The sequence below is a fragment of the Bacillus sp. UNC41MFS5 genome (assembly GCF_000686805.1).
In genome coordinates, this window is record NZ_JMLP01000035.1 from 1 (window position 1) to 25,129 (window position 25,129).

30 protein-coding genes, 1 pseudogene and 2 other annotated features are annotated in these 25,129 nt (G+C 35.3%); of the genes and pseudogenes, 21 read left to right on the forward strand and 10 right to left on the reverse strand.

The window, feature by feature from the left end; all coding sequences use genetic code 11:
* The 8 genes from ltrA to BR30_RS33615 all read left to right on the forward strand — a co-directional run.
* On the forward strand, window positions 1–1,229 hold a 1,229-nt coding region (gene ltrA / locus BR30_RS0115120), incomplete at its 5' end, for a group II intron reverse transcriptase/maturase (protein WP_026565728.1).
* A 207-nt stretch (window positions 1,230–1,436) separates the two neighbouring features.
* Window positions 1,437–2,018 carry a TetR/AcrR family transcriptional regulator gene (locus BR30_RS0115125; RefSeq protein ID WP_026565729.1) on the forward strand — a complete coding sequence of 194 codons (582 nt, stop codon included), beginning with the start codon at window positions 1,437–1,439 and terminating at the stop codon, window positions 2,016–2,018.
* A gap of 23 nt (window positions 2,019–2,041) precedes the next feature.
* Window positions 2,042–2,383, forward strand: a complete 342-nt coding sequence (locus tag BR30_RS0115130; RefSeq protein ID WP_026565730.1) for a DMT family transporter — start codon at window positions 2,042–2,044, stop codon at window positions 2,381–2,383.
* Between the two features lies 1 nt (window position 2,384).
* Entirely contained in the window at window positions 2,385–2,699 is a 315-nt protein-coding gene (locus tag BR30_RS0115135; protein ID WP_026565731.1) for a DMT family transporter, read from the forward strand.
* Window positions 2,700–2,723: 24 nt separating this feature from the next.
* Complete coding sequence (locus BR30_RS37920) at window positions 2,724–2,834, forward strand: DUF5661 family protein (protein ID WP_231507723.1); 111 nt, start codon at window positions 2,724–2,726, stop codon at window positions 2,832–2,834.
* 196 nt (window positions 2,835–3,030) lie between these two features.
* Window positions 3,031–3,606 carry a LysE family translocator gene (locus BR30_RS0115140; RefSeq protein WP_026565732.1) on the forward strand — a complete coding sequence of 192 codons (576 nt, stop codon included), beginning with the start codon at window positions 3,031–3,033 and terminating at the stop codon, window positions 3,604–3,606.
* A gap of 25 nt (window positions 3,607–3,631) precedes the next feature.
* Window positions 3,632–4,411 carry an AraC family transcriptional regulator gene (locus tag BR30_RS0115145; RefSeq protein ID WP_026565733.1) on the forward strand — a complete coding sequence of 260 codons (780 nt, stop codon included), beginning with the start codon at window positions 3,632–3,634 and terminating at the stop codon, window positions 4,409–4,411.
* 330 nt (window positions 4,412–4,741) lie between these two features.
* Window positions 4,742–5,173, forward strand: coding sequence for a DUF192 domain-containing protein (locus BR30_RS33615; protein ID WP_051633636.1), 432 nt, complete (start codon window positions 4,742–4,744; stop codon window positions 5,171–5,173).
* Between the two features lie 48 nt (window positions 5,174–5,221).
* Here the strand turns inward: BR30_RS33615 and BR30_RS0115155 are convergent, their stop codons facing one another.
* Window positions 5,222–5,695 carry a hypothetical protein gene (locus tag BR30_RS0115155; protein ID WP_026565734.1) on the reverse strand — a complete coding sequence of 158 codons (474 nt, stop codon included), beginning with the start codon at window positions 5,693–5,695 and terminating at the stop codon, window positions 5,222–5,224.
* A gap of 276 nt (window positions 5,696–5,971) precedes the next feature.
* Between BR30_RS0115155 and yhfH the strand changes: the two genes are divergently transcribed.
* Window positions 5,972–6,106, forward strand: coding sequence for a protein YhfH (yhfH, locus tag BR30_RS35970; RefSeq protein WP_081825468.1), 135 nt, complete (start codon window positions 5,972–5,974; stop codon window positions 6,104–6,106).
* Window positions 6,107–6,321: 215 nt separating this feature from the next.
* Here yhfH and BR30_RS33620 read toward each other — a convergent pair.
* Window positions 6,322–7,316: pseudogene (locus BR30_RS33620) on the reverse strand (MFS transporter); the annotation flags it as partial.
* 177 nt (window positions 7,317–7,493) lie between these two features.
* Entirely contained in the window at window positions 7,494–8,258 is a 765-nt protein-coding gene (locus BR30_RS0115170; protein ID WP_026565735.1) for an MBL fold metallo-hydrolase, read from the reverse strand.
* A 134-nt stretch (window positions 8,259–8,392) separates the two neighbouring features.
* On the opposite strand from BR30_RS0115170, the gene BR30_RS0115175 reads away from it, so the two are divergent.
* Window positions 8,393–8,800, forward strand: coding sequence for an Lrp/AsnC family transcriptional regulator (locus BR30_RS0115175; RefSeq protein WP_035445622.1), 408 nt, complete (start codon window positions 8,393–8,395; stop codon window positions 8,798–8,800).
* Between the two features lie 278 nt (window positions 8,801–9,078).
* Here the strand turns inward: BR30_RS0115175 and BR30_RS0115180 are convergent, their stop codons facing one another.
* A complete protein-coding gene (locus BR30_RS0115180; protein ID WP_026565737.1) occupies window positions 9,079–10,404 on the reverse strand; it encodes an alpha-glucosidase/alpha-galactosidase in 1,326 nt (441 codons plus the stop codon).
* Between the two features lie 209 nt (window positions 10,405–10,613).
* On the opposite strand from BR30_RS0115180, the gene BR30_RS0115185 reads away from it, so the two are divergent.
* The 5 genes from BR30_RS0115185 (at window position 10,614) to BR30_RS0115215 (ending at window position 15,083) form a co-directional block, all read left to right on the forward strand.
* Window positions 10,614–11,492, forward strand: coding sequence for an AraC family transcriptional regulator (locus tag BR30_RS0115185; protein ID WP_231507724.1), 879 nt, complete (start codon window positions 10,614–10,616; stop codon window positions 11,490–11,492).
* Between the two features lie 328 nt (window positions 11,493–11,820).
* Window positions 11,821–12,414 (forward strand): dienelactone hydrolase family protein, encoded by a 594-nt coding sequence (locus BR30_RS0115190; RefSeq protein ID WP_026565739.1) that lies wholly within the window; start codon window positions 11,821–11,823, stop codon window positions 12,412–12,414.
* A gap of 402 nt (window positions 12,415–12,816) precedes the next feature.
* Window positions 12,817–13,257 (forward strand): hypothetical protein, encoded by a 441-nt coding sequence (locus tag BR30_RS0115195; protein WP_026565740.1) that lies wholly within the window; start codon window positions 12,817–12,819, stop codon window positions 13,255–13,257.
* A 452-nt stretch (window positions 13,258–13,709) separates the two neighbouring features.
* Window positions 13,710–13,919: a hypothetical protein gene (locus BR30_RS0115200; RefSeq protein ID WP_026565741.1), complete on the forward strand. Its 210-nt coding sequence runs from the start codon at window positions 13,710–13,712 to the stop codon at window positions 13,917–13,919.
* A gap of 843 nt (window positions 13,920–14,762) precedes the next feature.
* The gene (locus BR30_RS0115215) at window positions 14,763–15,083 is read left to right on the forward strand and encodes a hypothetical protein (RefSeq protein WP_155928645.1); all 321 of its coding nucleotides are present in this window, start codon (window positions 14,763–14,765) and stop codon (window positions 15,081–15,083) included.
* A 46-nt stretch (window positions 15,084–15,129) separates the two neighbouring features.
* Here the strand turns inward: BR30_RS0115215 and BR30_RS0115220 are convergent, their stop codons facing one another.
* On the reverse strand, window positions 15,130–15,309 hold the full coding sequence (locus BR30_RS0115220) for a hypothetical protein (protein ID WP_026565744.1): 180 nt from the start codon (window positions 15,307–15,309) through the stop codon (window positions 15,130–15,132).
* 505 nt (window positions 15,310–15,814) lie between these two features.
* Window positions 15,815–16,092, forward strand: a binding site (T-box leader).
* A gap of 64 nt (window positions 16,093–16,156) precedes the next feature.
* Between BR30_RS0115220 and metG the strand changes: the two genes are divergently transcribed.
* Complete coding sequence (metG, locus tag BR30_RS0115230) at window positions 16,157–17,791, forward strand: methionine--tRNA ligase (protein WP_026565746.1); 1,635 nt, start codon at window positions 16,157–16,159, stop codon at window positions 17,789–17,791.
* Window positions 17,792–17,851: 60 nt separating this feature from the next.
* On the opposite strand, the gene BR30_RS35975 is transcribed toward metG, so the two are convergent.
* Window positions 17,852–17,956, reverse strand: a complete 105-nt coding sequence (locus tag BR30_RS35975) for a YjcZ family sporulation protein (RefSeq protein WP_155928647.1) — start codon at window positions 17,954–17,956, stop codon at window positions 17,852–17,854.
* A gap of 67 nt (window positions 17,957–18,023) precedes the next feature.
* Here BR30_RS35975 and BR30_RS0115235 point away from each other — a divergent pair, with 67 nt between their 5' ends.
* The 3 genes from BR30_RS0115235 to BR30_RS0115245 all read left to right on the forward strand — a co-directional run bounded on the left by BR30_RS0115235 (window position 18,024) and on the right by BR30_RS0115245 (window position 20,239).
* Window positions 18,024–19,250 carry a phospholipase D-like domain-containing protein gene (locus BR30_RS0115235; RefSeq protein WP_026565747.1) on the forward strand — a complete coding sequence of 409 codons (1,227 nt, stop codon included), beginning with the start codon at window positions 18,024–18,026 and terminating at the stop codon, window positions 19,248–19,250.
* A 190-nt stretch (window positions 19,251–19,440) separates the two neighbouring features.
* Window positions 19,441–19,569 (forward strand): hypothetical protein, encoded by a 129-nt coding sequence (locus BR30_RS38430; protein ID WP_269320615.1) that lies wholly within the window; start codon window positions 19,441–19,443, stop codon window positions 19,567–19,569.
* Window positions 19,570–19,627: 58 nt separating this feature from the next.
* On the forward strand, window positions 19,628–20,239 hold the full coding sequence (locus tag BR30_RS0115245) for a sugar O-acetyltransferase (RefSeq protein WP_026565748.1): 612 nt from the start codon (window positions 19,628–19,630) through the stop codon (window positions 20,237–20,239).
* 162 nt (window positions 20,240–20,401) lie between these two features.
* On the opposite strand, the gene BR30_RS0115250 is transcribed toward BR30_RS0115245, so the two are convergent.
* The 3 genes from BR30_RS0115250 to BR30_RS0115260 form a co-directional block, all read right to left on the reverse strand.
* The gene (locus tag BR30_RS0115250; protein ID WP_026565749.1) at window positions 20,402–20,890 is read right to left on the reverse strand and encodes a pyridoxamine 5'-phosphate oxidase family protein; all 489 of its coding nucleotides are present in this window, start codon (window positions 20,888–20,890) and stop codon (window positions 20,402–20,404) included.
* A gap of 141 nt (window positions 20,891–21,031) precedes the next feature.
* Window positions 21,032–21,493: a membrane protein gene (locus tag BR30_RS0115255; protein ID WP_026565750.1), complete on the reverse strand. Its 462-nt coding sequence runs from the start codon at window positions 21,491–21,493 to the stop codon at window positions 21,032–21,034.
* Window positions 21,494–21,505: 12 nt separating this feature from the next.
* Window positions 21,506–22,297 carry a hypothetical protein gene (locus BR30_RS0115260; protein WP_026565751.1) on the reverse strand — a complete coding sequence of 264 codons (792 nt, stop codon included), beginning with the start codon at window positions 22,295–22,297 and terminating at the stop codon, window positions 21,506–21,508.
* Window positions 22,298–22,688: 391 nt separating this feature from the next.
* Between BR30_RS0115260 and BR30_RS0115265 the strand changes: the two genes are divergently transcribed.
* Complete coding sequence (locus BR30_RS0115265) at window positions 22,689–23,237, forward strand: DUF3231 family protein (protein ID WP_026565752.1); 549 nt, start codon at window positions 22,689–22,691, stop codon at window positions 23,235–23,237.
* A 74-nt stretch (window positions 23,238–23,311) separates the two neighbouring features.
* Here BR30_RS0115265 and BR30_RS0115270 read toward each other — a convergent pair whose 3' ends face one another.
* Window positions 23,312–23,710, reverse strand: coding sequence for a hypothetical protein (locus tag BR30_RS0115270; RefSeq protein ID WP_026565753.1), 399 nt, complete (start codon window positions 23,708–23,710; stop codon window positions 23,312–23,314).
* 242 nt (window positions 23,711–23,952) lie between these two features.
* Window positions 23,953–24,188 (forward strand) — a binding site (T-box leader).
* Window positions 24,189–24,248: 60 nt separating this feature from the next.
* Between BR30_RS0115270 and BR30_RS0115275 the strand changes: the two genes are divergently transcribed.
* The coding region (locus BR30_RS0115275; RefSeq protein WP_026565754.1) for an amino acid permease at window positions 24,249–25,129 on the forward strand (881 nt) is incomplete at its 3' end.

A 25,129-nucleotide genomic window follows, 5' to 3' on the forward strand; every position in this document is an offset into this window, starting at 1 on the left:
CCTACCTACGTGTCTATAAAAATAAAGGTGCCAGTGGTGTTGATGGAGTTACAGTCGACGAACTTAAGCAACACCTGAAAGAGAACAAAGATGAGTTGCGCCAGCGCATCAGAACAAGAAAATACCAACCACAAGCTGCCTTAAGAGTGGAAATCCCAAAAGAAAACGGAAAGATGCGCAAATTGGGAATACCAACAGTAGTGGACAGAGTCGTTCAACAAGCCATTCATCAAGTTCTCAATCCCATAATTGAAGAACGGTTCAGCGAATTTAGTTACGGTTTCAGACCTAAAAGAAGTTGTGAAATGGCGATTATTAAAAGCCTGGAATTTCTGAACGATAGTCTTGATTGGGTAGTCGACATTGACCTTGAAAGATTCTTCGATACGGTCCATCATGATAAACTCATGCGAATTATATCCAACACAATAAAAGATGGCGATGTCATCTCGTTAATCAGAAAATACTTAGTCAGTGGAGTCATGGTGAATGGAAAATATGAAGACACACCTGTCGGTACTCCGCAAGGAGGAAACCTCAGTCCACTATTAAGTAATATTATGTTAAACGAACTTGATAAGGAACTAGAGAAAAGAGGATTAAGGTTCGTGAGGTACGCTGATGACGCTCTTATCTTTGTGAAAAGTGAAAAAGCAGCGAACCGAGTAATGAATTCAATCGTGAGATTTATAGAAGAGAAATTAGGTCTGATAGTCAACGTAGAGAAGAGCAGAATTTCACGTCCAAAAGAATTAAAATTCTTAGGATTTTGGTATTATTACGACATTAATAACAAGAGATATCAAGTGAAACCTCATCTAAGTTCGGTACAGAAGTTTCAAAGGAAGCTTCGACAACTGACAAAGCGAAACTGGAGTGTTCCATTAGACTACCGAATATTGAAATTGAAACAAGTAATATTAGGATGGGTAAACTACTTCAGAGTGGCAAACATGAAAAAAGTGACTGAACGAATAGACACGAAGCTTCGCTCCAGAATCAGGGTCATTATCTGGAAACAATGGAAAGTAGCGAAGAAACAAATTAGATCGCTTATTCAACTAGGGATTCCGGAGGAAGAAGCGAAAGGATTAACCTATTGTCGAAAAGGTTACCGATTCATAGGATTATCCAAAGTCGTCCAAAGAGCAATCTCAAACAAAAGACTAAAGCAGAGGGGAGTCCCCTCTGCTTTAGAACATTATCTAAAAGTACACACTGTGATATAAATTGAAACGCCGTATACGCGAACCGTACGTACGGTGTTGTGAGAGGGGCGAAAATAATACATTTATTTTCCCTCTACTCGATTGGAATAAAGGGGTTTAGCTTAATAAGAATTGTAAAAGTTTCTTAAGGAAATATAATATTGACTTAAAAATAAATGTGTGTTAAGTTTTAAAATGTAACTGACGACCGTTCGGAAGGTGATTTTTATGACTTTTAATCAAATTAAGAATGTTGCACTGAATCATTTCAGGGATAAGGGATATGAAGGAACATCCATGGCACATATCGCTGATGATGTAGGAATTAAAAAACAATCCATTTACACTCATTTCAAAGGGAAAGATGAACTTTTTCTACAGGTTTGCAGTGATGTATTTGAGGCCGAATTAGAATTCGTTCTTAATTATATAGACAGTAACAAGACAAAACCGATAGAGGAATTCTTATTTAATTTTCTTTTGCTTTATAAAGATAGATATGAGAAAAACAACGCAACAAAATTTTGGCTTCGAATCTCTTTCTTTCCACCCACTCATCTTTATGAACAGGTTATAAAATATCTTTACGAGTATTTGGATAAGGTAGAAATACATCTCCTTTTGGTAATTGAGAGTGCTATGGTGGAAGGCGAAATTAGCTCAACTATTGATGCAAAACGAGCTACATCTGCATTTTTAGGAGTTTTAGATGGAGTACTTGTTGAAATGTTATATGGAGGTTCCGAACGCTTAATGAAGAGACTAGATGCCTCTTGGTATCTTTTTTGGCGTGGACTTACGAAAGAATAATTACATTTTCGGGGGAATATGGAATGAAACGAAATTGGGTATTTGTCATATTGGCGGGTCTTATTGAGGTTATGTGGGCAATAGGATTAAAGCATGCGAGCAACTGGCTTTCTTGGGCTGGTATTGCTCTACTTATATATTTTTCATTTGTTTTACTGATAAAAGCGACAAAAAGCCTACCCGTTGCTACAGTTTACGCAATCTTTACTGGGATCGGGACAGCTGGGACTGTTGTGGTGGAGATGTTGTTGTTCGGAGAAGCCTTTAGTTGGACGAAAGTATTTTTTATTTTCTTACTTCTGTCTGGTGTTGTAGGATTGAAGCTTGTCACAACTGAATCTAGTAAGAAAGAAGGTGCTGTGTAACATGGCTTGGTTGTATCTCATACTGGCAGGAGCTTTTGAAGTGGTTGGGGTTACAGGTATGAATAAAGTAGTTAAAGACAAAAACTTACAGTCATATATGGTATTGTTCCTTGGATTTATATTTAGTTTTAGTTTTCTGAGTTTAGCAATGAAAACTCTCCCCGCGGGAACATCCTATGCCGTTTGGACAGGGATTGGAACTGTGGGTGGAACGATTATTGGAATGCTTGTTTATGGAGAAGCAAAGGATTGGAGACGTATTTTATTTATAGCTCTAATATTAGTAGCAGTAATTGGATTGAAAATGACATCATAGAATTTGAGATTTAAAAAGCTAATTTTGGGAAGAAATGTATTAAAAATTCCACTAGCTCATCTAAATGAATTTCCCGATTATTATAAAAGGTTAATAAAACTTGAGGAAGAAGCAAAAGCATATTGGAACAAATGAAATACGGTTCACTCCTGCAAAAACTCATAATGAATTAAAATTTAAGAACCATCCTGTGTTTCAGGATGGTTTATTTTTGCACTAATGGACTTGTGAACAGAGTTACCTTTATAGAATAATAATGCAATAATATACTATAAGCATTTAATTTGAGGATGTATTATTACATGAGAATACCTTGAAGGGAGTTTTCCTTATGAATATTACATCTTTTATAATTTACTGTATTATTGTCACTTTTACACCAGGACCTACTAATATCGTCATATTATCCACTGTGCATCATTTGGGGACAAAAAAGGCAATGGAATATACGTTTGGTGCTACGATTGCATTTGGTTTATTACTAGTTATTTCTGCTATGTTGAATACTGTCCTTATAGAGATCATACCAAAAATTTTAATTGTTATGCAGATCATCGGAAGCGCATATATCTTCTATCTCGCTTATCAAATTTGCAAAAGGGATTCGTCAAAACCATCTGTAATCGAAACTGGTACCTTTAGGTCAGGCTTCCTTATGCAGTTTTTAAATCCAAAGGTGGTCCTATTTACAATGACTGTCATTCCCAGCTTTATAACGCCGTACTATACTGCAATGCCTGCGGTGACTATAAGTGTTTTCGCTATAACTCTTATTGGATTTTTGGCATTTATTACATGGGTTCTTTTCGGTACCATCTTCAAGAAGTTTTTACAGAATCATAGTAAGATTGTTAATGTAATGATGGCATTATTTTTAGCATATTCTGGAATCATGATATGGTTGTAGGAAGGCTACACTAGAGGTGAATTTAATGGATAAATTTATCTATAAAAAATCGGCAAATATTACTGCATTATCAGCAAGTATTAATGATTTTACGTATAAAAAGCATTCTCACCAGGAGTATGCAATAGGGGTAACATTGCGTGGTATCCAACAATATAACTTGGATGGGAGCTTACAATTATCCTATCAAAATGGTGTTATGCTATTTAACCCAGAACAGGCACATGATGGAATGGCACATGATCATGAGGCAGGACTTGATTATGTTATGCTATATATTGAGCCGCAATTGCTTTTAGAGGTAATGGAGAAAAAGGATTTAGTCCGTTTTTCAAATCCTATTGTCTATGATCATAGACTTGAACAAAGAATATTAAGTCTTTCCAATGCCATATTAAGCGAAAAAGATGAGGCTTTGTGTAGTGAATTACTCGTATCCCTCACAGATAGCCTTATGCAAACGAATCTTTCTACACACTATAAGAAAGATAACACTCTGATTAGTAAAGCTAAGGATATGATTCATAGTAACCTAGAAAATGTACTTAAACTTGACGAGATATGTAATGAGCTTAATTTATCGAAATTTCAGTTTATCAGATTATTCAAGGCTCATACCGGAATTTCACCATACCAATACTTTCTTAACTGCAAGATACAACGCTCAAAGCAGTTAATAGAAAAAAATAGAGATATTTATGCGGTAGTAGCTGATTGTGGTTTCGTTGATTTATCCCATTTAAATAAACATTTTAAAAGCGTATATGGTACAACAGCATTTGAATATATGTCATCTTTAAATTAAAGAGAGATTTTGATAAGCCTCTGAAAAAGGGGGAAACAACTTATGAAAAAAATGGGATGCCGATTTGATTAATTCATCTGACCATGAAGCCTGTGGTACAGAATGGTTAGATCAACCGGTAGAACCTTATCTGGTCGATACAAACCCGAAAGTATTAACCATACATTCATTGTGGCAGTGATTATTGAAAATAAAGTATCAAATGTATAACCATATAATAAGTATAGGAAGTAAAAGGAGTTTTCCTCGTTGTTTTTTCTTCTAGTTGTCGTAATATCTCCAACTTTCTTCCTTTTTATTTAAAGGGAAAAGATAAGGTGAGTGAATTTGTTGAAAAAAAGATTAAAATTCATCGGTTTTCTTTTTCGTCAAGAAAAAAAAGCAAGTCTTCAAACAAAAATGATTAAAGTTTCTAGTGGAAAACGGACAACCAAATTAACCGTTCAAGTTGCAGATACTCAAGAAAAACGAGATAAGGGCTTAATGTTTGTTGGAAAATTACCCGAAAACGAGGGAATGCTATTTGTGTTTTCAGGAAAAACATATGGCGGTTTTTGGATGAAAAACACCTTAATTCCTTTATCTATTGCATTTCTTGATTCAGATGGGAAAATTCTAAAAATACTAGATATGGTCCCTTGTAAAGAGGAAGAATGTCCTACTTATGATCCGGAATTGTTTTATCATTATGCAATCGAAGTAAATCTTGGATGGTTTGAAAAAAATCAAATCAAAGTAGGGGATTTTGTAAAGCTTGATTAAAATCACCTCACCTCTTCTTAGAGGTGAGGTGATTTTTTTTATAGATATTTATCTTTTTTTCGCCTTCAATAAGGCTGCGTAGCTTGCCGCCTTTTCGGGTGGAGCAGTGAGGGATTTCTCATAACCTTTTTTAAAGCTTTTTTCGTACGCCCTCACAAACCTCTGCCCTAGTATCCGCTGAGCCGCCTGTACCGCATTCATTTCTGGATGGGCATGAAGGTAGGCGTAGAATTTCTCCCCAGATGAAAAAGAGAGGTACACCTGTCGGAGAAGTCCTATTTTTATGAGGGGCCGAGCTATTTCCATCTTGTTATCTAAGCTCAGTTGGGAGCGCGGCATCTGCTGCCAAGCACGGGAGATCCTGAAATTATGACGGTCTTCAAGCCCCGAACGGATTCCTTCATAATATCCTTCTTCCATCCCCATCTGGACGGGGTCCGGCGGCGGTTGGCCTTCTGTTTGAAATTCGCCTGTGAAAAGAAGGCCGGCAAATAGGAAAAAGGCTATTAGTTTCCGTGTCACAGCTTTTCCCCCCTTTCTGTTTATTCTCTTCTTTAGTTTAACCAGTCATTACCATCATATGTAGTAGGGAAGGTCATCAAGTGGTGAATAACGTCTTTGTGTTGATTGCGTTATTCAAAGTGGTGAATTATATACAAGGTAAAAATAGAGTTGAGGAACATATTAAAACTTTTAGGATTTACTTAAAAAAGGTCTATACATTTTTCTTTTTTTTGTTTATACTGTATTATAACAACAGAAAAAACAAATAACTGTATTAATAAAGGAGAGGTTAAAATGTTGATGAGTCCAGTTGAATTTTTCCGCAATTTGCCAAAAAAGGAATGTACTGAATGCGGGAAGCATATACATGAGCAAGCAGAAAGTTATTTGATGGATTGTGATCAATGTTTATCCAAAAAAGAAGAGTAAAGTTTGTTAACTCTCCAGCTTTCCTGGGGGGTTTTTTTACTTTCAAAACAATAATTTGGTTTTATATAAGTTACCTTCCTATATGAATAAAGGCAGCTTTCAATTTCTTGCTGAAAGCTGCCTTGTTAATTAGATTTTAATTGTAATTTACTATATAGGGATATATCTATATTAGTCTAACTATTCAAGAAATAAAGTATTAATAAAAACTTTTCTATTCCAGAGGCTAGGAGTGTAGCACCAGAAGCAACAGCCATAGTAATACGGCCAAGCTTATCTACCAGTATACCTGTCAATGGTGAAGGAAGGTACATAGCTGCTATATGGAAACCTATAACTAATCCTACTTCTCTCAAACCATGACCATGATGTCCCATATGAATGGGTGTCATTGTCATAATGGCTGCCATGACAAATTGAGTCAAAATCATAATTACAGCCCCTTCAACAACACCCTTTTTGTTTATGGTGGCATTCTTTAAATTTGTCCCTGTCTGTGCGGTATCGTCTTTTTTCTTAGCATTCGCAATAGCTGTAGACACAACCAAAGGGTCTGGACGAAGAAAAATTAAGATAAATAATCCGGAAATAATAAAAGCAGCTGCTGACAAGATAAAGGGTCCAGCCAAGGTTGGAACACCAATTGAATCCGCAAATTCTCCCATTCTATTGACCAAGTTAGGACCAACTACAGCACCCAAGGTAGTGGAAACCATGGCCATGCTTGCAGCAGTTGCCCTTTGTTTATCTGTTGCAAGGTCTGTTCCTGCATATCTCGCTTGTAGATTAGATGCCGTACCAGCTCCATAAATTAAAAGAGAAATAAATAAAAGTGGGATGCTGTTGGTTAAAGCTGCAATTATAACACCAATAGCACCTAACCCACCTGCAAGGAAACCACCTGCAAGTCCTACTCTACGGCCAAAACGTTGTGAAGACCGGCCTATAAGTAGGGCAGCTCCTGCAGAACCTAAAGTAAATAGGGCAGTTGGAATTCCTGCCGCATTTTCAGTCCCTAGCATGTCTTGTGCAAGAAGCGCTCCTACAGTTATACCGGCTCCAAGTCCAGATCCCCCAGAGATTTGTGAAGAATCAAAGTTCTTAATGTTTTTTTATAAAGCTGTATTTGTCTTTCTGGTGAATCAAAATATTCTTGCAACCATATAGGCTGCTGTGTTGGGGTATTTGTTTCTTTTGCTGTCATTGTCATGAACTCTACCTCCAAACGAAATATCCTTGTAGCTTTTCATGTTCATTTTGTGATCCTTGGAACATTTCATTTATATCGTCATTAGAAGAAGCTTATAATTAAATTTTCTTTAATTATGAGCTTCTTCTCTTTTCTTATTTTTAAATAGGAACGTGACACTATTTGTCGGTGTTCATATTAAAATGTGTAGGATTCACCATCTTCTGGTACTAAAATATTACTTAAGAATCCTTTTTCTTTGCTAAAGTTTTTTAATTCTTCTCTAGAGAGTGTCCAATGGTTAACAGCTTCCATATGAACAGAAATAACCTTAGCATTAGGAGCCGCCTTGTGTACTTCATAGATGTCTTCTTTTCCCATAATGAGAGAACCGTATTCTATAATTTGATTATCTCCGCCATTGACGACAATAATATCTGGTTTATGGGTATCTAATTCTAACTGTACACCTTCATACCAGACTGTATCACCAGCTACGTACAATGTTTTTTCACTAGGATGTTTAAAGACTACGCCACAGACTTCCCCCATACGCTTTAATAATTCTTCTCCTCTTCCATGCTCGCCTCTTGTTTTAACTAATTGGATGCCTTCAAAGACAGTGTCCTTTGTTAATACCTCTACATTTTGGAACCCGGTATTTTGGATTTCCTTTGCATCTTCTTCATTTTGAACGAACATTTTAATATCTTTTGATAATAGTCTTCGCGCTGCCTCATCAAAATGATCTAAATGTAAGTGAGTCACAATGACTGCATCAACTCCACTAATAATATCGTCAACAGAGGTTGGTAAACTCACAGAAGGGTTGTTTTGATCTTGCCTAATCGTACCAGGGAAAGATGGGTACGTACCCTTCTCTGCTAACATAGGATCAATTAAAAACTTTTTATTTACATATTCTACAACTATCGTTGCATTTCGAATTTGTGTAAACTTCATCTTTACAACTCCCTTTCTTTTCATTTGTGTTTCCTAACAGTGTTAAGTGTATAATATGAGCAGCATTCAAATACACAGATAAAATAAAGTGTTTTAGGCGTTTGACTTTATTTTTGAAAGGATTTGACGTTCAGATGGATCAAACAGATAAGCGAATTATAGAGGAGTTATGTAGCAATAGCCGGATTACGATGAAAGAATTAGGGGAGAGAGTTCACTTAACAGGACCAGCCGCCGCAGCTAGAGTGGAGAAATTAGTGGAAAATGGGGTTATTGAGGGGTATAGCATTAAAGTAAATCAAGCGAAATTAGGGTGCTTTATTTATGCTTTTATCAATATCTATATAGAAGGTACACACCATCAACCTTATCTCTCATTTATCCAAACAAAGGATGGGTATGTCATCAATAATTATAAAATCAGTGGAGATAGCTGTTATCTTTTGGAGTGCAGGTTTCCAAGTAATGAAGCGTTAAATCAATTTTTATTAGAGTTAAACAAGTATGCAAACTATAAATTATCCATCGTTATAAGTAAATAGGGCATGAATAAAAATGGATATAGACTTTATTTTCTGTCAAAAAGTTTTCTTCAGGCAAAAGTTTAATAAAAGTAAAGCTTCTTCATCTAAAGGTGCAGTTTAGTTTAAGTGCATCTCTTCACATAGTTAAAGAAAAGCCGATTTTCCTAAGTAGGAAAATCGGCTTTTCTTTCTATACACGTGGGGGAGGTAATTGTTTATTAATTCCTAATCATGATGGTAGTTTTAAAGGATTAAATAAATAGCTTCTCAATTAAATAGATACAAGACGTTTTTGGTTATATGAACGAAATTTGTTTACGATTTTCAAATTTTGGAATCCAGTCACCATGTGCTTCAATTAAATCATCGCACATCGCAATGATGTCATCCATTGATAATTCAGCGGCCGTATGAGGGTCAAGCATTGCTGCCTGATAGATGTGTTCTCTCTTTTTCGTTACCTCTGCTTCAATAGTTAATAGCTGTGTATTAATATTTGTACGGTTAAGGGCTGCTAACTGTTCTGGAAGATCTCCTACATAACAAGGAGTGATTCCGCTGCGGTCAGCAACGCATGATACTTCAACAACAGCTTTTTCCGGTAAATTGCTAATTAAGCGTCCTTTATTTAAAATGTTGCCGCCAAATTTAAATGGAACATTCGTCTCAATCGCTTCAATTATTCGGGAACCATATTCGTGAGAACGGATATGGTTAAGCTGCTCATTGTTGACCATCTCGTCACGCATTTTGTCCCATCGTTCAATTTGCTCTATACAACGACGCGGATACTCATCAAGAGGGATATTGAATTTCTCGATTAATTCCGGATAATTGCGTTTAATGAAGTACGGATGGTACTCGGCATTATGCTCAGATGATTCCGTTACGTAATATCCGAATTTGTCCATTAATTCGAAGCGGACCATATCATTATGTTTTGTTTGTTGTTTTTCTCTCGCACGGCGTTTAATTTCCGGATATAAATCTTTGCCGTCGCGTTTGATTTCAAGGAGCCAGGCCATATGGTTGATACCGGCGATTTTTTCTTCCACTCCTTCATGATCCATTCCTAAGGCTTTAAATAGGTGCTCGCTACAAACTTGTACACTGTGGCACAATCCAACTGTTTTAACATTTGTATAGCGCAGCATTGCTCCTGTTAATGTTGCCATCGGATTTGTGTAGTTTAAAAACAGAGCATCCGGACAAACCTCTTCGATATCCTTGGCCAAATCCCACATAACCGGTATGGTGCGAAGCGAACGGAAAATCCCACCAATCCCGATTGTATCAGCAATTGTTTGACGAAGACCATATTTTTTAGGGATTTCAAAATCTATAACAGTGCCTGGTTTGTAGCCACCAACTTGAATGGCATTAATAATGTATTTTGCTCCTCGCAATGCTTCTTTGCGATCCGAATAGGCTTTCACTACTATGTTTGCCTGTAAGCTTTGTTTTAAATTGTTTAACATATTTTCCGAGTCTTTTAAGCGGTTCTTGTCTATATCAAATAATGCGAACTCGAACCCAGTTAATGCGGGAACATACATGCAGTCACCAAGAACATTTTTTGCAAAAACTGTACTTCCTGCTCCAATAAACGTGATTTTTGACATAAATTTACCTCCTGTAAAGAGAAACAGGGACTGCCTATCGAATCTTCTGATAGGATAAAAAATTGCTTTGAAAACAAATTAATGTCCCGTATTCAACTTTATGTTTTTTATTGTTATCATAATAGTAAATCGTTTATATAATAACCTCAATGGTAAGTTAGTGCGATTGGTGGGTAAAATATTGTCCTTAATTTATAGGGGGGGAACCTGTGAAGGATTATCGAACGTACGGTTTTCGTTTTCAAGATGTGCTTCCTAACGATGTGGCAAACATTGTCGTGCTTGGCCGGGAAAAGAAAATGCCCAGTGAAGTTTATGATTGGCATGGGTTAAAGCGGAAAGACGTCGGCACTTATGTGTTTCAATATACTCTGTCAGGATCGGGAAGGCTTGACATAGCGGATAAAAGTTATACAGTGAAGGCAGGGGAAGCATTTATTGTCGAGATTCCTAGTGATCATCGATATTACTTTCCAAAGGATAGCGAGGGATGGGAGTTTATATTTATTACATTAGTGGGAAGAGAAGCCGCCGATTGCTGGCGGTTAATGAAAGAACAGAGTGGTCCTATCTTGAAAGTATCTCCTAATTCAAAGTTGATTCAGCTTTTACTGAAAATCTATCAAGACACATATGATCAAAAGATTACAGATGCATATTATGCCTCTGCAAAAGCTTATGAGTTTATTATGGAGTGTTACCGTTTCGTAAAGAATATTGAAAAAGCAACGAAAGATATCTCTCTCCAGATTACAAAAGCTCTATCCTTTATCCAAACACATTATCATGAACCAATCACACTCGACGAAATAGCGGCCGTATCTGGTTTCTCAAGATATTACTTTATTAAACAGTTTCAACACCAGCTAAATATGACACCTGTGCAATACCTTACCAAAATCAGGATTCAAAAAGCGGCGGAGCTTCTTCGTTCAACAAGCTCCTCTGTTACGGACGTTGCTGCCCAAGTGGGCTATGCAAATGCCAACTATTTTAATAAAGTATTCCGTAAAGTGGTTGGTGTATCCGCCGGGACGTTTCGTGAGAGTAAAGACGTTGTCGGAATTGATCGTTTAATCATTGATTAAGTTTATGGCAATATGAATTGATTGATATAAAAAGAAATAAACGTTTAATATGGGCACACCAGAGGAGAAAGAAAACCTCCAGAGGAGGCGTGGAGATGTACATTATATGGTAAAATATGGAGTAGTTACTCACTCCTTTATTTCACTATGTCACACGAAGCCATTAAGATCTGAAATCATTTCATATGACCGTTAAACCTAGATAAAGGGATATGAAATCCTGCGATTAAGCGATTATTCGGGAGAAAATCGTATTAAACTGAGGGAGTGAAAGATGTAACCATACATTTACCTTATAATAAGGGGAAGGGTTGTTAGGAGGTACAAGTTGATAAACATACATAATAAGTCACAAACTGTAATCATTGTAGTTCATGAAATCTATGGGATTAACCAGCATATGAAGAATATTTGTCAATCATTATCAGAAAAGAATTTTGATGTTATTTGCCCCAATTTATTAAAACAAGATGCCCCATTTAAATATGCCCAAGAGGAAGTTGCTTATCGCAATTTTATAGAGAACATAGGTTTTACAAATGCTTCGGATAAAATTAAAAGTATATTGTTACATATTAAAGATAAATATGAAAAGATATTTATTGTTGGATTTAGTGTCGGGGCAACTATTGCTTGGTTGTGTAGTGATGTAGATTGTCTTGATGGAATTGTCGGATACTATGGTTCACGAATTAGGAACTATTTAGACATAACTCCCTCATGTCCAACAATGCTATTTTTCCCAGAAAGAGAGCAATCATATAATGTTGACGAGTTAATTTTTTGCTTAAAAGAAATGAATATTGAAATACATAAATTTAACGGACAACATGGATTTAGTGACCCATACTCTCCAAAATATAATGCAAAATCACAGCATGAAGCACTTAACAGGATGGTTGATTTTTTTCTAAAACACTGATCAACACAGAAGAAGTCAAAGGAAATCATTTACTTGGGATAAATTCAGACTCTTTCTTAATAAATATCCATTACCTAATGCAAAAGTTAAGGTTAATATATACGACTTAAGAAATGAAATTAGCTATATTTTGTAAATGATAACTAGGAGGAGCCGTGTGCGTTAATAGCGCAAGCACGGTTCTGTGAGTGGGGAGGAGTACAATTTACCGCAAGGTATAAAGGCTCCCTTATACTCGACTAGTAAAAAATAAGGACCATTAATAGAGTGATTTCGCATTTTTCAATATTCTGCAATCGGGTGCCTTTCTTGAATAAAAAAATTGTCTTCTTTTATTACGTATAAAAGTATATATAATTTGTAAACTAAATTTATCCACATTAAGATAAAGGAATCGATGATATGATCCAAGATAAGGTGTTAAAAATTGGTTTATTAGGTGCTCTGTCAACAATACCAGGAGAGATTGCTTCGAGGTTATTTGCTTATTTTGGCTTTGGAAAATATGGTATTTATGAATTAGCAAGTCTTATTATTACATTTAACAGGCCTGTATTTACCATAGGATTAATTGTAGATTTTTTAGTTGGTAGTGTTTTTGCAATCTTACTTTACTTTATATTTGTAAAGTTGGGTTCATGCCATTTAGTTATTAAAACTACATTGTGCAGTTTACTGGCCTGGTTAGTATGTGAACTTTTCTTCTCAGCGATAATAGAAGGTAAGTATATCCCTATTAGACCCATAAAAGATTATTATTCCCATATTTTCAGTGCCATGATTTTTGGTATTACATTAGGCCTGTTGATAAAAAAATTTATATTCAATAAGTTAAATTCATGATAAGTTTAACCCTTTTAAACTCCTCAAGTATTACTTTAAGAAGTAGTCTTTTTGATATGTTCCGGTATCTAATACAACATATATTAGGGATTGGAGTTAATTAAAGTGTAGAAGAGATTGTGAAACATTACACTTAAATTAACTGGGTGTATTAATTACGTAATTAGGAAGGCTGCGTCAGTCCTTTTTTTGTTATAAATAAAATATAGAATAAAACGGAAGGTACTCGTTGTACTAACTGGTGCAAGAGTTGAAGATCGGGGCTGTCATTAAGGAAGTTTTTCTTATTGGACTAATGGTCAGTTTAGTTTAATAAGATACCTTCCGTCTGTTTAATTGAGTGCCATCTCATGATATAATGGGTAACTTAGGATAATTACTACTTTTACTAATAATTGAACGGATGCCAAGAAAAGCCTCCGCATAGCGATAAAATATGGAGGTGTAAAAGAATGAATAAACGATGGACGATTGGTAAAATTAAAGAATTTGTTGAGAACAATTCGGAAAGTAAGTTGCTAACGACGGAATATAACGGTTTTTCTCAAAAGTTATTATTTAAATGTGCATGTGGTAGTAACTTTGAAAAAACATTTACGAAATTTAAAAATAATAACCAACGTAAATGTGACATGTGCCAACCGCCAAAAGCGACACGATAAAATATAGGGAAAAAACGAAGTGCCAATATTTCTAAGTTGGCACTATTTTTATTTTATGGGGGATAAAAGTGGATTTCGCTTAAGTGGATACAAGTCTTATGAGACATTATGAAGTCTAAATTAAAGTTGATTTAATTATGTATCAATAGGTTCTACTCCATTGAGATTGTGAAGAGATGTACTTAAACTATCATGGCAGTGATAGTGGAAGAAGGATACCAGAATCGAACTGCCGAATTGTTTTGTTAGATGTTGATATAAAGGGTGTGTTAAATGGATAAAAATAACCGATTATTTGAACTGAATAAATTTAAAGATGAGGCAGATGTTTGTTTTTCGATTAATGGGGATTTAGAGGATAATGCATATTATTTGTCCGAATCTCTATGTTCAAGAGTGAAATATATCGGTAAGGCTTTCAGTTACACTATATCCCTATGATTGATATTTATGGAGTCGTCAAATTAAATAAAATGCAAGTGTCCTCACTGATTGAAGAATTGTTTTTTATAAAATCTGTTGTAAATGATACCGTAATTGAATACTTCATTCCTACTTTAATTGAACTCTTAGAGAAAATAACACGTAGTAAAAACGAGGATGCCTTATGGATTATGGGGAATTAATTTGCTTGTTTCTTTCAACAAACGGGTGCTTCAGCAAAAGATCAGTAGCTGCCATCAAGGTGGCTTTTTTTATTGATTAATGGTCAGATTAGCTCAAATGGATTGATATTTTTTATAGTCTAGCAATAGAATGGAAGTACCATCCAAAAAAGGGGGGCTAATCTTGAAGTTTGAGGACAAAACATTGGTGATAAAGCCTAAATTGTGGTGGTGTACAATGAAAAAGATTCCAATTTTATTAACTTTTATTTTCCTTTTGGTTGTTACAGCTTGTGGGGGTCCTTTTTCAACCACAACTTCCGAATTGTATATAGTAAAAAAAGCACATTCAAAGGATTATGAAAAAGCCTGGATAATTGCATTTGACCCTAACAGTATTACTGGTAAAAAGGAAATAAAAATTATGGTCAATGAACCAATGGTGTGGAACTTGATCGAGGTTAAGAAAATTTATCTTACAACTTACTCGAAGGAAGGAGATAATCCTTGGGTTTTAGAGGAAATTGTACATCGTGGTGACGATGATACCCTAAGATGAAAAAATTATAATAAGTTTTATTAAACTAACTGAAGGATGCTTGAATTTATGAATATTGGCTGCTGCGGCAGCTTTTTCTTATTTGATTAACGGAGCAGGTGTCTAAATAAGGACTGCCACCAGTATTATTAGCCTCTATTGAAGGGTTCATATTTGTATCTAAATATGGAATTCCTGCAACATAATTATCAGATTTTTTTGCCAGTTTTTGACCTTGTTCTCGCATAAAAATTCACCTCCGTTATTATATGGTGTGTGGTTGTGGTGATAAATATCAGGTAGTATGGCAAAAAGAATGGGCTTAATTTCAAATTTCGTGGCAGGTTAGTTGAAGTAGGATTTTGGCTAATTGTGGTAAAATGATTTTATTAGGGGGGAATTTAATGGACTTATTTTTTATTACAAATATGATAAGAAATATAATTACAACATTTTTTCAGAACGGTATTTGGGTTGTAGGCTTTTTTTACCTTTGTATTAAGATATTCGATAATAAAACTCTTAAAATCCTTTCAAAATACATAATTATAGTTGTTTTAGTATTTTTATTTATTCATTCAATATTAGTAAGTATATAAATTTTATTCATATTGAATTAAGAAGTCAGCTGCCGTTTTTAGCGGCTGTTTTTATTGAGCTAATTCGTCCCAATGTATTTCTAAAATAAAAAATTTCGGAATATTCAGGTTGACTTCAGGAAAATTTTTGAATAAACTATTGGTAATTATCAAATAAAGGCAATGAAGAGAAAAAGTAAAATGATATTGTTTTTCTCCAGAGAGCTTCGGTAGCTGAAAAGAAGCAAAAACATTCATTTGAACAATGGTCTCTGAGCTTCGTACTGAACGTACTTTTTGTATTAGTAGGATACGACGGGATTTGGCACTCGTTATCCATGTCACAGTATAAGAGTAGCATTTAATAATACTCCGTACTTGTTGAGGCAAATAGTGTAAGCTATTTGCAAATTAAGGTGGTACCACGTGGAAATTCAAACCTCGTCCTTAACTATTACAGTTAAGGCGAGGTTTTTTTGTTTTCAAAATTAAAATCATAATGGGAGGTTTTTATTAATGAGTATTTTTATTGGCGGGGCTTGGGCTTATGCGAACGGCTCATTACATTTAGGTCATATTTCAAGTTTGTTACCTGGAGATATTCTTGCGAGATATTACCGTTTAAAAGGAGAAAAAGTTTTATATGTTTCAGGAAGCGATTGTAATGGAACTCCTATTACAATTAGGGCAAAACAAGAAGGTGTAACGCCAAAAGAGATTGCGGACCGTTATCACAAGGAATTTGCAGATTGTTTTGCAAGATTAGGATTCACCTATGATACCTATACAAGAACTGACACAACACATCACCATAAAATCGTTCAAGAGATATTTTTAGAATTACTTGATAAAGGATACATCTATAAAAAGGAAATTGAACAAACCTATTGTGAATATGATCAGCAATTTTTACCTGATCGTTATGTTGAGGGGATTTGTCCTCATTGTGGTACAAATGCTCGTGGCGATCAATGTGATGCTTGTTCAAGCGTGTTAGAACCACTTGAATTGCTTGAAAGAAAATGCAAAATATGCGGGAATCCCCCTACAACAAGGTTCACAGAGCATTTTTACTTTTCTTTAAGCTCTTTCCAAAATGACTTGGAAAACTTTACTCAAGAAGTAGAAGCCATGAACCTTTGGAGGGAAAATGCTATTTCTCTTACGAAACGCTATTTAAAGGAAGGATTGCAAGATAGAGCCGTTTCGAGGGATTTGCCTATTGGGGTAAGTGTTCCAGTTGCTGGATATGAAGATAAGAAAATCTATGTTTGGATTGAGGCTGTGTCAGGATATTATACCGCCAGTAAGCTATGGGCGAAGGAGACGAAACAGGATGACTCTTCGTTTTGGAATTTATTCGCCAAATCTTACTATGTACACGGAAAAGATAATATACCATTCCACTCGATAATATGGCCTGGAATTCTTGCTGGTCTTGGAAAAGAACCATTGCCAACGCATATTGTTTCAAACGAGTATTTGACTTTGGAAAAGAAAAAATTATCTACAAGTAAAAATTGGGCTGTTTGGGTTCCAGATATTTTAGAAAGATACGAACCAGATTCTATCAGGTATTTCTTAACAATCAATGCACCAGAGAACCGAGATGCGGATTTTTCTTGGAAAGAGTTCATTTATAGCCATAATAGCGAGTTATTAGGGGCTTTTGGAAACTTCGTTAATCGAACTTTGAAATTTATTGAAAAATCATTTGATGGGATAATCCCTGAAAAAGAAATAACTTCGAATATCCAGGATAAAGTTAATCGTTTATATAAAGAAGTGGGTTATTGCATTGAAACCACTTCCTTCAAACAAGGATTGGAAAAAGTATTTGAGCTTGTTAGATTCTCGAACAAATATTTTGATGAACAACAACCTTGGAAACAAATAAAGGATGATACCGAGTCTTGTAAACAAACTCTTGCGGATTGTGTTTATCTAATTGCAAATTTAGCCCAAATCCTTACTCCATTCCTTCCTTTTTCAAGCGAAAGGGTAAGGGAAATGATAAATACATCAAAAACCGAATGGAGTGCGTTTTTTGTTAAATCGCAGCATTTGTCAAAAGTAGAACCATTGTTTGAACGAATAGACCCAGTAAGAATTGAAGAAGAGCTTGAAAGATTAAACCACAAAACTGTTTAAATAAAAGAATTATATTTATTTATATTTCCGCAGTAATTAAGCATATAAAATCCCCCTTTTTTATAAATAATAATACCTTCGACCAACCAAGGCAGAACCTACGATAATAAGTAGAATAAACAGTGCAACAATTATTGCGACACTTTCCGCTCCAGTAGGGTTAATGGGATAGTTTTGTCTCGATAACAAAAACTAACAGAATGAAAACGATATTATATAAAGGAGATTACATATGCTGAAAAAGATACTGCAAATCCTTCAAGCACTCCTAATTATATTTGTCGGTGCATGTTATGTTTTGCTTGTCTGGGTAAAAATTGACAGAACAGCAGCCGAAAAAAGGATGGTATTTGACCAGCAGCCCATCCAATACCCGATTCGTCAAAGTAATATTACTATGTATACGGACGGGAAACAGTTAAACAATCAAATATTCTCAGATATAAGGAAAGCAAAACATTACGTGTTTATCAACTTTTTTTCTATTGCTGATGATAAAGTAAGTCATCAGTTTCTAGATTTATTGAGGCAAAAAAGCCAAGAAGGTGTAGAAGTATATTATGCAGTGGACAGACTGGGTGGAATTTTACTAAAGAAAAGCGAAAGAGAATTATTGGTTAAAGCAGGAGTGCATTTTACGTATTACAATAAGCCTGCTTTTCCTTATCTTTTTGCTTCTTTGGATCGTCGGAATCATCGCCGTATATCAATTATTGATGGAAGGATTGGGTACATTGGCGGATTTAACATCGGCAAGAAGTATTTGGGGGAAAAAGTAAAACTCGGTCACTGGAGAGATTATCACCTTCAAATACGAGGAGAAGGAGTTCAAGATCTAGAACATCAATTTGTGTTAGACTGGAAGAAAAACTCAGAGCAACAGATTCATTTACATAGCGCGACAAAGGAAAAGGGAGCAACCTCGCATCGATTTACTGCATATTATAGCGGAGAAAAACTTGGGCAAGATTATGCAATGCTGTTTCATCAAGCAAAAGAGTCCATCATTATAGTAACACCTTATTTCATACCAAATGACAGAACTATTTGGAACTCATTAGTGGATGCAAGAAAAAGAGGAGTTCGTGTTAAAATTCTGTTCTCACCTCATTCGGATGCACTGTTAGTTAAAGAGGCAGCGTATCCATATATTCGAAAAGCATTAAAACAGGGAATAGAAGTATACGGTTATAAAAAGGGAGTGATTCACGGTAAAGTATTCTTGATTGATGAAAACGTATTGATGGTAGGGACCGTAAATTTTGATTCGCGCTCGTTTCATTTAAATGAAGAAATGAACTGCTATATCCATGACCCTGTCTTTATTTCTAAAATAAAGCCAGTCATCAATGAAGACATCCAAAATTCAAAGCGAGTAACATCCTCTGAGGTCAATCAATTATCTATAAAAGAAAAAATGAAAGAAAAGTTTGCAAAAATGATTGAGTATTATTTGTAAAAACTAAGTATTTTCTTCAATTTAATGGGTGCATGACTGGAATAAGGGGTTGCTACGGCAATCCTTTTTTGTTTGTTGAACAAACGGGGCAGTACAGTTGAATAAGAAGATTGTGAAAATAGATATTCCAAAATATTCATTTAAAGTTAAAATAGAGAAAAGTGATTGCTAATTGAGGAGGTTGTGTCAAGTGAAGAATAAAGATAAGTTATCATTAGTGGTAAATGTCTTAATATTAGTTGCTTTGGTTTACATAGGATTGAAGCTTAACGACATAGGAGGACTACTAAAAGATATTGTATTACAAGGAAATAGGTAGGGCAAATTATTGAAATTAAGATGGATACAGATTGAGAATTCAATAGGAGTGAGTATTTATGTCAATCAGGGAAAAAATGAAAAACGGAAAATTATATTTCTGTAATGATGAAGTTTTAATGAAAGAACAGATGCAATGTCTAGAGGTATTATATGACTTTAACCATACTAGACCTTCTCAAGTAGAAAAGAGAAAGGAAATTTTACATAAACTGTTTGCCGAAGTAGGTGCCAACGTGTATATTGAACCACCACTTCATGCAAATTGGGGACGACATACACATGTAGGAAATGACGTCTACGCCAATTTCAACCTTACATTGGTAGATGACACCGAAATTTATATAGGCAATAATGTATTAATTGGTCCTAATGTGACAATTGATGCAGGAACTCATCCGATTCATCCAGAATTACGGAGAAAATCGGCACAGTATAACCTGCCAGTAGTAATTGAGGATAATGTTTGGATTGGAGCAGGTGCGATTATCTTACCAGGAGTTCGAATAGGGGAAAATACAGTAATCGGTGCTGGTAGTGTAGTTACCAAGGATATTCCAGCCAACGTAATAGCAATAGGAAGCCCTTGCAGGGTAATGCGGGAAATCAATGAGCGTGACATGAAGTATTATTATAAAGACATGAAAATTGATAAAGAAGACTTATTTTAAAATATTTATCAATAATCTTACCCAATAATCAAAGCTACACATTATTAAAGTAAATGAGTGCTTTAGGGAAAGATCAGAGCTGTCAATTGTGGCAGCTTGTTTTTGGTATAACTCAAAAAAGCTGAATGGATTGTCCTATCGCCAGACAACCCATTTTTGCTATTATTTATTTAATTCAACAGTTTCATTAATATCTGTCGATTTAGAACTTTGCCCTGTCATGCGTTTATAGAGAAAGGCGATTTTCTTCGTAAAATTACCGGTTTCCCAATGTTCGGCTGCTTCCGCCTTTACCTTTATCAAAATAACGTTGGGATTATCATAAGAAGTTTGCATGATTTTCTCATTTACATTGCTCCACAATTCCTTTTTCTTGTCTAAATCCTCAACGATTTCCGCTCTTCCACGGACGGAAACATAGGATTTACCTGCATAAGTCACATTAACATCTTGATCATGTAAAATTTCTTCATATTTATTAGTCGCTTTTTTAGTGAAAAACCATAAGTCTCCATCAAACTCTACTTCTTGTGTTTTCATAGGACGAGAAACAAGCCCTTCTTCAGTTACCGTAGTCAGCATGGCCGTGTCTACGTCTTTGATTAACTCTCTTAATGTTTCCATTTCTTCTTGCTTTATCATGTTAGTCATTTCCACCACCTCATTAATGTTTACAGAGGTATACTACCCTTTACACCAACTTTTATTCAGGTATGGCGGACAACTAAGTGAACGTTTGGTAAGAGCTGGTAAATAAAGGCAATAAAAAATGGATAGTCATAAACCATCCATTTATCCTTGATTGACTTTAGCAACTCCAAAGGCAAAGTATTCATATAATACCTCTGCGACCATTTCAGATTGGGTACCATAACACATTACCAATACAAATACTTCTGTTGCAGATTCTTTTCTTCTTTTTCTATAAAGTTTTTTCCTGTTTATTAAAAGTTCAAAAATAAATCCTAATACAAATCCCGTTCCTAACCCTATAAGCCCCCAAATAATTGGACCCCAATTTAATATGTACCCGTATGTTGCACCCAAAACAGCTAACAAAGTACCCAAAATGGCAGGAGCATCCATAAGACTGGTCCCATCTGAGCGATGAATAGTGTCAAAAATTTTAGACTGACCAATTTTGGGGACTAACGGTACAACAAAAATATTCTCTTTTTTTATCCCTTTTTGTTCTAGTTCGTTTATCGACAATTCTAAATGTAAAGAGTGCTCGAAGGAGGCAATGACATACATTTTTATATCACCTTAATATATTTTTGAATGATTACTCGGGAATTTAAACTGTTTGTTTTGATACTGTTCTTGAAAAAAAAAGGCTTGTTCTAACTTGAATATTTTATTTAACTCAACAGAAGAACAATAGGCGTCATAAATAGCAAACATGTATAACGATGGTATAAATAGAAACCATTCAGGATTTAAAATGGAAATAGCCTTACCAAATGATCCAATTAACGTATAATAAATAGCTAACCAAAGTTTCGAACGGTAACAAAGAAACATCCACCACCCTAAAATAAAAAAGCCTGTGGGTATTTTATGAACAATTATCTGTCCTAATCCAGGCATAAAAGCGGACCATATTGCAACCGTTTTTGGCTGGTATTTTTCTAAATAAACAATAGAAAACCCTGACAATTCCATAGGTTTGATTTTGGCTTTATCCTTTTCAGCAAGGACATACAAATTATTTGTATCGACGTTGGACCTGTAAGTATCCCAAGCTGCAAAAACATAAACCGCTATGTACATTAAAGCCCAATTTGCATTCAAAATATGTTTTGCCAAATGCATATTCCCTGTAAATGAGTAGAACATTGCTTTATTCAAATGGGATTGTGAATTGACGATAATTTCCCATATCATTAGTAAATAGGCTTCGATGTACATTCCTGTTAACAAGTGTCCAAATCCTGGGAAAATAAAGGACCAGAGCGTTGGAATCCAAGGATTTATTGCAAAGTTATAATGGTTACTCAATGAATTCATATGAAAGTTATAACGTCGTGCGTTTTTATTTACAAGTTTATCGTTCATTTTCTTCTCCTAATTAAAGAAAGTACGAAAAGTCGCATACGAAAAGGTTCATCCACACTAAAGTTAGAGTTTGTTCTTGGGAAGATACAATTAAAGAAAGGGGCTTTGCTTCAACAATGGAGTAAGACTTCTTTCTTTTTCAATTAATGGGGAGGTTAGTAAAATAAAGATTTTATATTGTACCATGAATAGCCTACTTCTTTCTTAATGGTTATTACCTTATGATTTCCAATTGTTCCTTTTTTATTTTAAGTCGAAAATGAAGTGACTTTTTTAGGTTGTAATTTGCTTAGTGTACAAAATTTCCATAATGTTGGCGTTACCCCCTGAATAAAAAATCTTTTAATACAAAGAATATGTATAGTTTATTACCAGATTAGGAGGGAGTCGCATGGTAAATATAATGGAAACAATCATGGATGCCATGAAATCACTGACAGCTCAAGACGAAGACCAACCTCTTCATGTCGGAGAAGTGATGTCATGTTGGATTTACTTAGCTGGACTTGAATTAGCCAAAGCATCTGTTCAAGCAGGTATAAATACCACGTCGGATGATGAACTAAAAGCAATACTTGAAGAAGATATGAAACTAGGGACAAGTCAAAGGGATAGACTTCATGATTTCATGATTAAGGAAGGAATTACATTACCTCCTGCCCCAGAAGATATGCCAAAATCAGACCCTAACAGTATTCCTCTTGGTGTTAAATTAACGGATGATGTGATTGCAAACGAATTATCTTTAAAAATCGTTAGTTTAATTATGCGTGCTGCTGGTGCTGCTTCCGAATCAATTCGTACTGATGTCGGTTTAATGTTTATTCAGTTTCAAACAGAAAAATTTGCTTTCGCTTCTAGATTAAAACATTTAATGCGAAAACGCGGATGGATTAAGGTACCACCGTTTTACGTTCCACATGGTTCCCACCAATCATAAAGTTAAAAAATGCATCTTTTTTTAATTAGCAAACTGCTCAGTTTAATTTAACCAATATAAAAAAGCTCAGTGTTTTAATCACCGAACTTTTCATTTGTAATGATTTGATATAAAGTTTTTGAGTCTTTTTCAGATAGAAAAGTGTTTTTATCTAAACCTTCAATTCTCACCCTAATTCGATTATCGGGCGAAAGTACCCATAATGCATAATTATCGTTAATTCTAAAGTCAGGATATGTGCTCTTGTCACTAGAATCTTCCCATCTTGCCTTCTTAAAAATCTTAAGAACAATATCAACTTTTTCTCTGTCTGTTACCACCTTGATTTGTTCATAGTGTCCCTCTGTTCCAGTATGTTTTTCAACAATTAGTTTATTTTCCGCCTTAATATTAACGTGTTCTCCTTCCAGATTACTACATCCAACAATTGAAACTAATGCAAGAAGTATAATAAATAATAGTCTTTTTCCCATTGAACACCTTCCCTTTTATAGCTTTTTTCTATTTAAATGAGTAATTCTCTATTAAAGCACAAAACCCTTTAGCGTATATTTCCAAACTTAGCTTGTGATAATAACAAGTTCATCTCTCCCAAAAATTCATAAATATTCCTATGATCTGTTTCTTTAATATTATTATTGTAAAAAAATATTGACAAATTTACTTCTCATCCGTATAGTAATGGATATTATAAAAAATATTCAGATATAATTTTCAAAACGCAAAGATCAGGAGTAGTAAAAGCTCATTATTCGGTAAAGAGAGCTGCGGGTTGGTGCAACGCAGTCCAATGATACTTTGAACTTGCCTGGGAGTGGTAAACCGAAAGATTAGAGTTAATCTATTCTCTGGTTTTAACGATTGACCTTCGTTACAAGGTTTTTAAAGCAGGGTTCGAAAAGAGCCAATAAGAGTGGTACCGCGGTAAGCTTATGGCATATCGTCTCTTTCTTCATTTGATTATGAAGAAAGAGACGATATGCCTTTTATGATTTTTTTGGAGGTTAGGATATGGAAACGGACAAACGGAATTTACAGAGGACAATGACTTCAAGGCATATTACGATGATGGCATTAGGCGGTGCCATTGGGGCAGGTTTATTTAAAGGAAGCAGTTCAGCAATTGATATGGCAGGCCCATCCGTACTAATTGCTTACTTGATAGGGGGCATCATCCTATTATTCATCATGCAAGGTTTAGCTGAAATGGCGGTCCGTAATACCGGTGCAAGAACATTCAGGGATCTTGTCCAATCTATTTTAGGAGAGTATCCTGCCTATTTCCTTGATTGGATCTATTGGAAAATGTGGGTATTGAACATCACGGCCGAATCAGTCGTTGCGGCTATTTTCATTCAATATTGGCTGCCTAAATATCCAATCTGGATACTGGCATTAGCTGTTTCTGTTTTAGTTACAGCAATCAACTTGCTATCAGTAAAGGTTTTTGCTGAAACGGAGTACTGGCTTGCTTTAATTAAAATTACCGTCATCATTGTGTTCATCATGGCGGGATTATTGTTGCTGCTCGTGACGTTTGGTGATCATACAGCAGTCGGTTTCTCTAATTTGACTGACTATGGCGGTTTCTTTCCGAATGGATCAACAGGTTTAATCACTGCGATGCTGGTGGTAATTTATTCATATGGCGGTACAGAAATTATCGGGGTCACATTGGCAGAAACGAAAAATCCTGAAAAAGTGGTTCCAAAAGCCGTTCGCAGTACATTGGTCAGGATCATTTCTTTCTATATCATTCCATTTTTCATCATCGTTAGTTTAATTCCTTGGAACGAAGTAAACGGGGTGCCTGAAAGTCCGTTTGTGATGGTCTTTCAAATGATAGGGATTCCAGGTGCTGACCATATTATGAACGCCGTTGTTCTAATAGC

What these genes read in the sequence shown, in the direction of transcription:
- BR30_RS0115125 (WP_026565729.1), top strand. Translation starts at nt 1,437, where the DNA reads ATGACTTTTAATCAAATTAAGAATGTTGCACTGAATCATTTCAGGGAT.
- BR30_RS0115130 (WP_026565730.1), top strand. Translation starts at nt 2,042, where the DNA reads ATGAAACGAAATTGGGTATTTGTCATATTGGCGGGTCTTATTGAGGTT.
- BR30_RS0115135 (WP_026565731.1), top strand. Translation starts at nt 2,385, where the DNA reads ATGGCTTGGTTGTATCTCATACTGGCAGGAGCTTTTGAAGTGGTTGGG.
- BR30_RS0115140 (WP_026565732.1), top strand. Translation starts at nt 3,031, where the DNA reads ATGAATATTACATCTTTTATAATTTACTGTATTATTGTCACTTTTACA.
- BR30_RS0115145 (WP_026565733.1), top strand. Translation starts at nt 3,632, where the DNA reads ATGGATAAATTTATCTATAAAAAATCGGCAAATATTACTGCATTATCA.
- yhfH (WP_081825468.1), top strand. Translation starts at nt 5,972, where the DNA reads ATGTTGATGAGTCCAGTTGAATTTTTCCGCAATTTGCCAAAAAAGGAA.
- BR30_RS0115170 (WP_026565735.1), bottom strand. Translation starts at nt 8,258, where the DNA reads ATGAAGTTTACACAAATTCGAAATGCAACGATAGTTGTAGAATATGTA.
- BR30_RS0115175 (WP_035445622.1), top strand. Translation starts at nt 8,393, where the DNA reads ATGGATCAAACAGATAAGCGAATTATAGAGGAGTTATGTAGCAATAGC.
- BR30_RS0115180 (WP_026565737.1), bottom strand. Translation starts at nt 10,404, where the DNA reads ATGTCAAAAATCACGTTTATTGGAGCAGGAAGTACAGTTTTTGCAAAA.
- BR30_RS0115195 (WP_026565740.1), top strand. Translation starts at nt 12,817, where the DNA reads ATGATCCAAGATAAGGTGTTAAAAATTGGTTTATTAGGTGCTCTGTCA.
- BR30_RS0115200 (WP_026565741.1), top strand. Translation starts at nt 13,710, where the DNA reads ATGAATAAACGATGGACGATTGGTAAAATTAAAGAATTTGTTGAGAAC.
- BR30_RS0115215 (WP_155928645.1), top strand. Translation starts at nt 14,763, where the DNA reads ATGAAAAAGATTCCAATTTTATTAACTTTTATTTTCCTTTTGGTTGTT.
- BR30_RS0115220 (WP_026565744.1), bottom strand. Translation starts at nt 15,309, where the DNA reads ATGCGAGAACAAGGTCAAAAACTGGCAAAAAAATCTGATAATTATGTT.
- metG (WP_026565746.1), top strand. Translation starts at nt 16,157, where the DNA reads ATGAGTATTTTTATTGGCGGGGCTTGGGCTTATGCGAACGGCTCATTA.
- BR30_RS0115235 (WP_026565747.1), top strand. Translation starts at nt 18,024, where the DNA reads ATGCTGAAAAAGATACTGCAAATCCTTCAAGCACTCCTAATTATATTT.
- BR30_RS0115245 (WP_026565748.1), top strand. Translation starts at nt 19,628, where the DNA reads ATGTCAATCAGGGAAAAAATGAAAAACGGAAAATTATATTTCTGTAAT.
- BR30_RS0115250 (WP_026565749.1), bottom strand. Translation starts at nt 20,890, where the DNA reads ATGACTAACATGATAAAGCAAGAAGAAATGGAAACATTAAGAGAGTTA.
- BR30_RS0115255 (WP_026565750.1), bottom strand. Translation starts at nt 21,493, where the DNA reads ATGTATGTCATTGCCTCCTTCGAGCACTCTTTACATTTAGAATTGTCG.
- BR30_RS0115260 (WP_026565751.1), bottom strand. Translation starts at nt 22,297, where the DNA reads ATGAACGATAAACTTGTAAATAAAAACGCACGACGTTATAACTTTCAT.
- BR30_RS0115265 (WP_026565752.1), top strand. Translation starts at nt 22,689, where the DNA reads ATGGTAAATATAATGGAAACAATCATGGATGCCATGAAATCACTGACA.
- BR30_RS0115270 (WP_026565753.1), bottom strand. Translation starts at nt 23,710, where the DNA reads ATGGGAAAAAGACTATTATTTATTATACTTCTTGCATTAGTTTCAATT.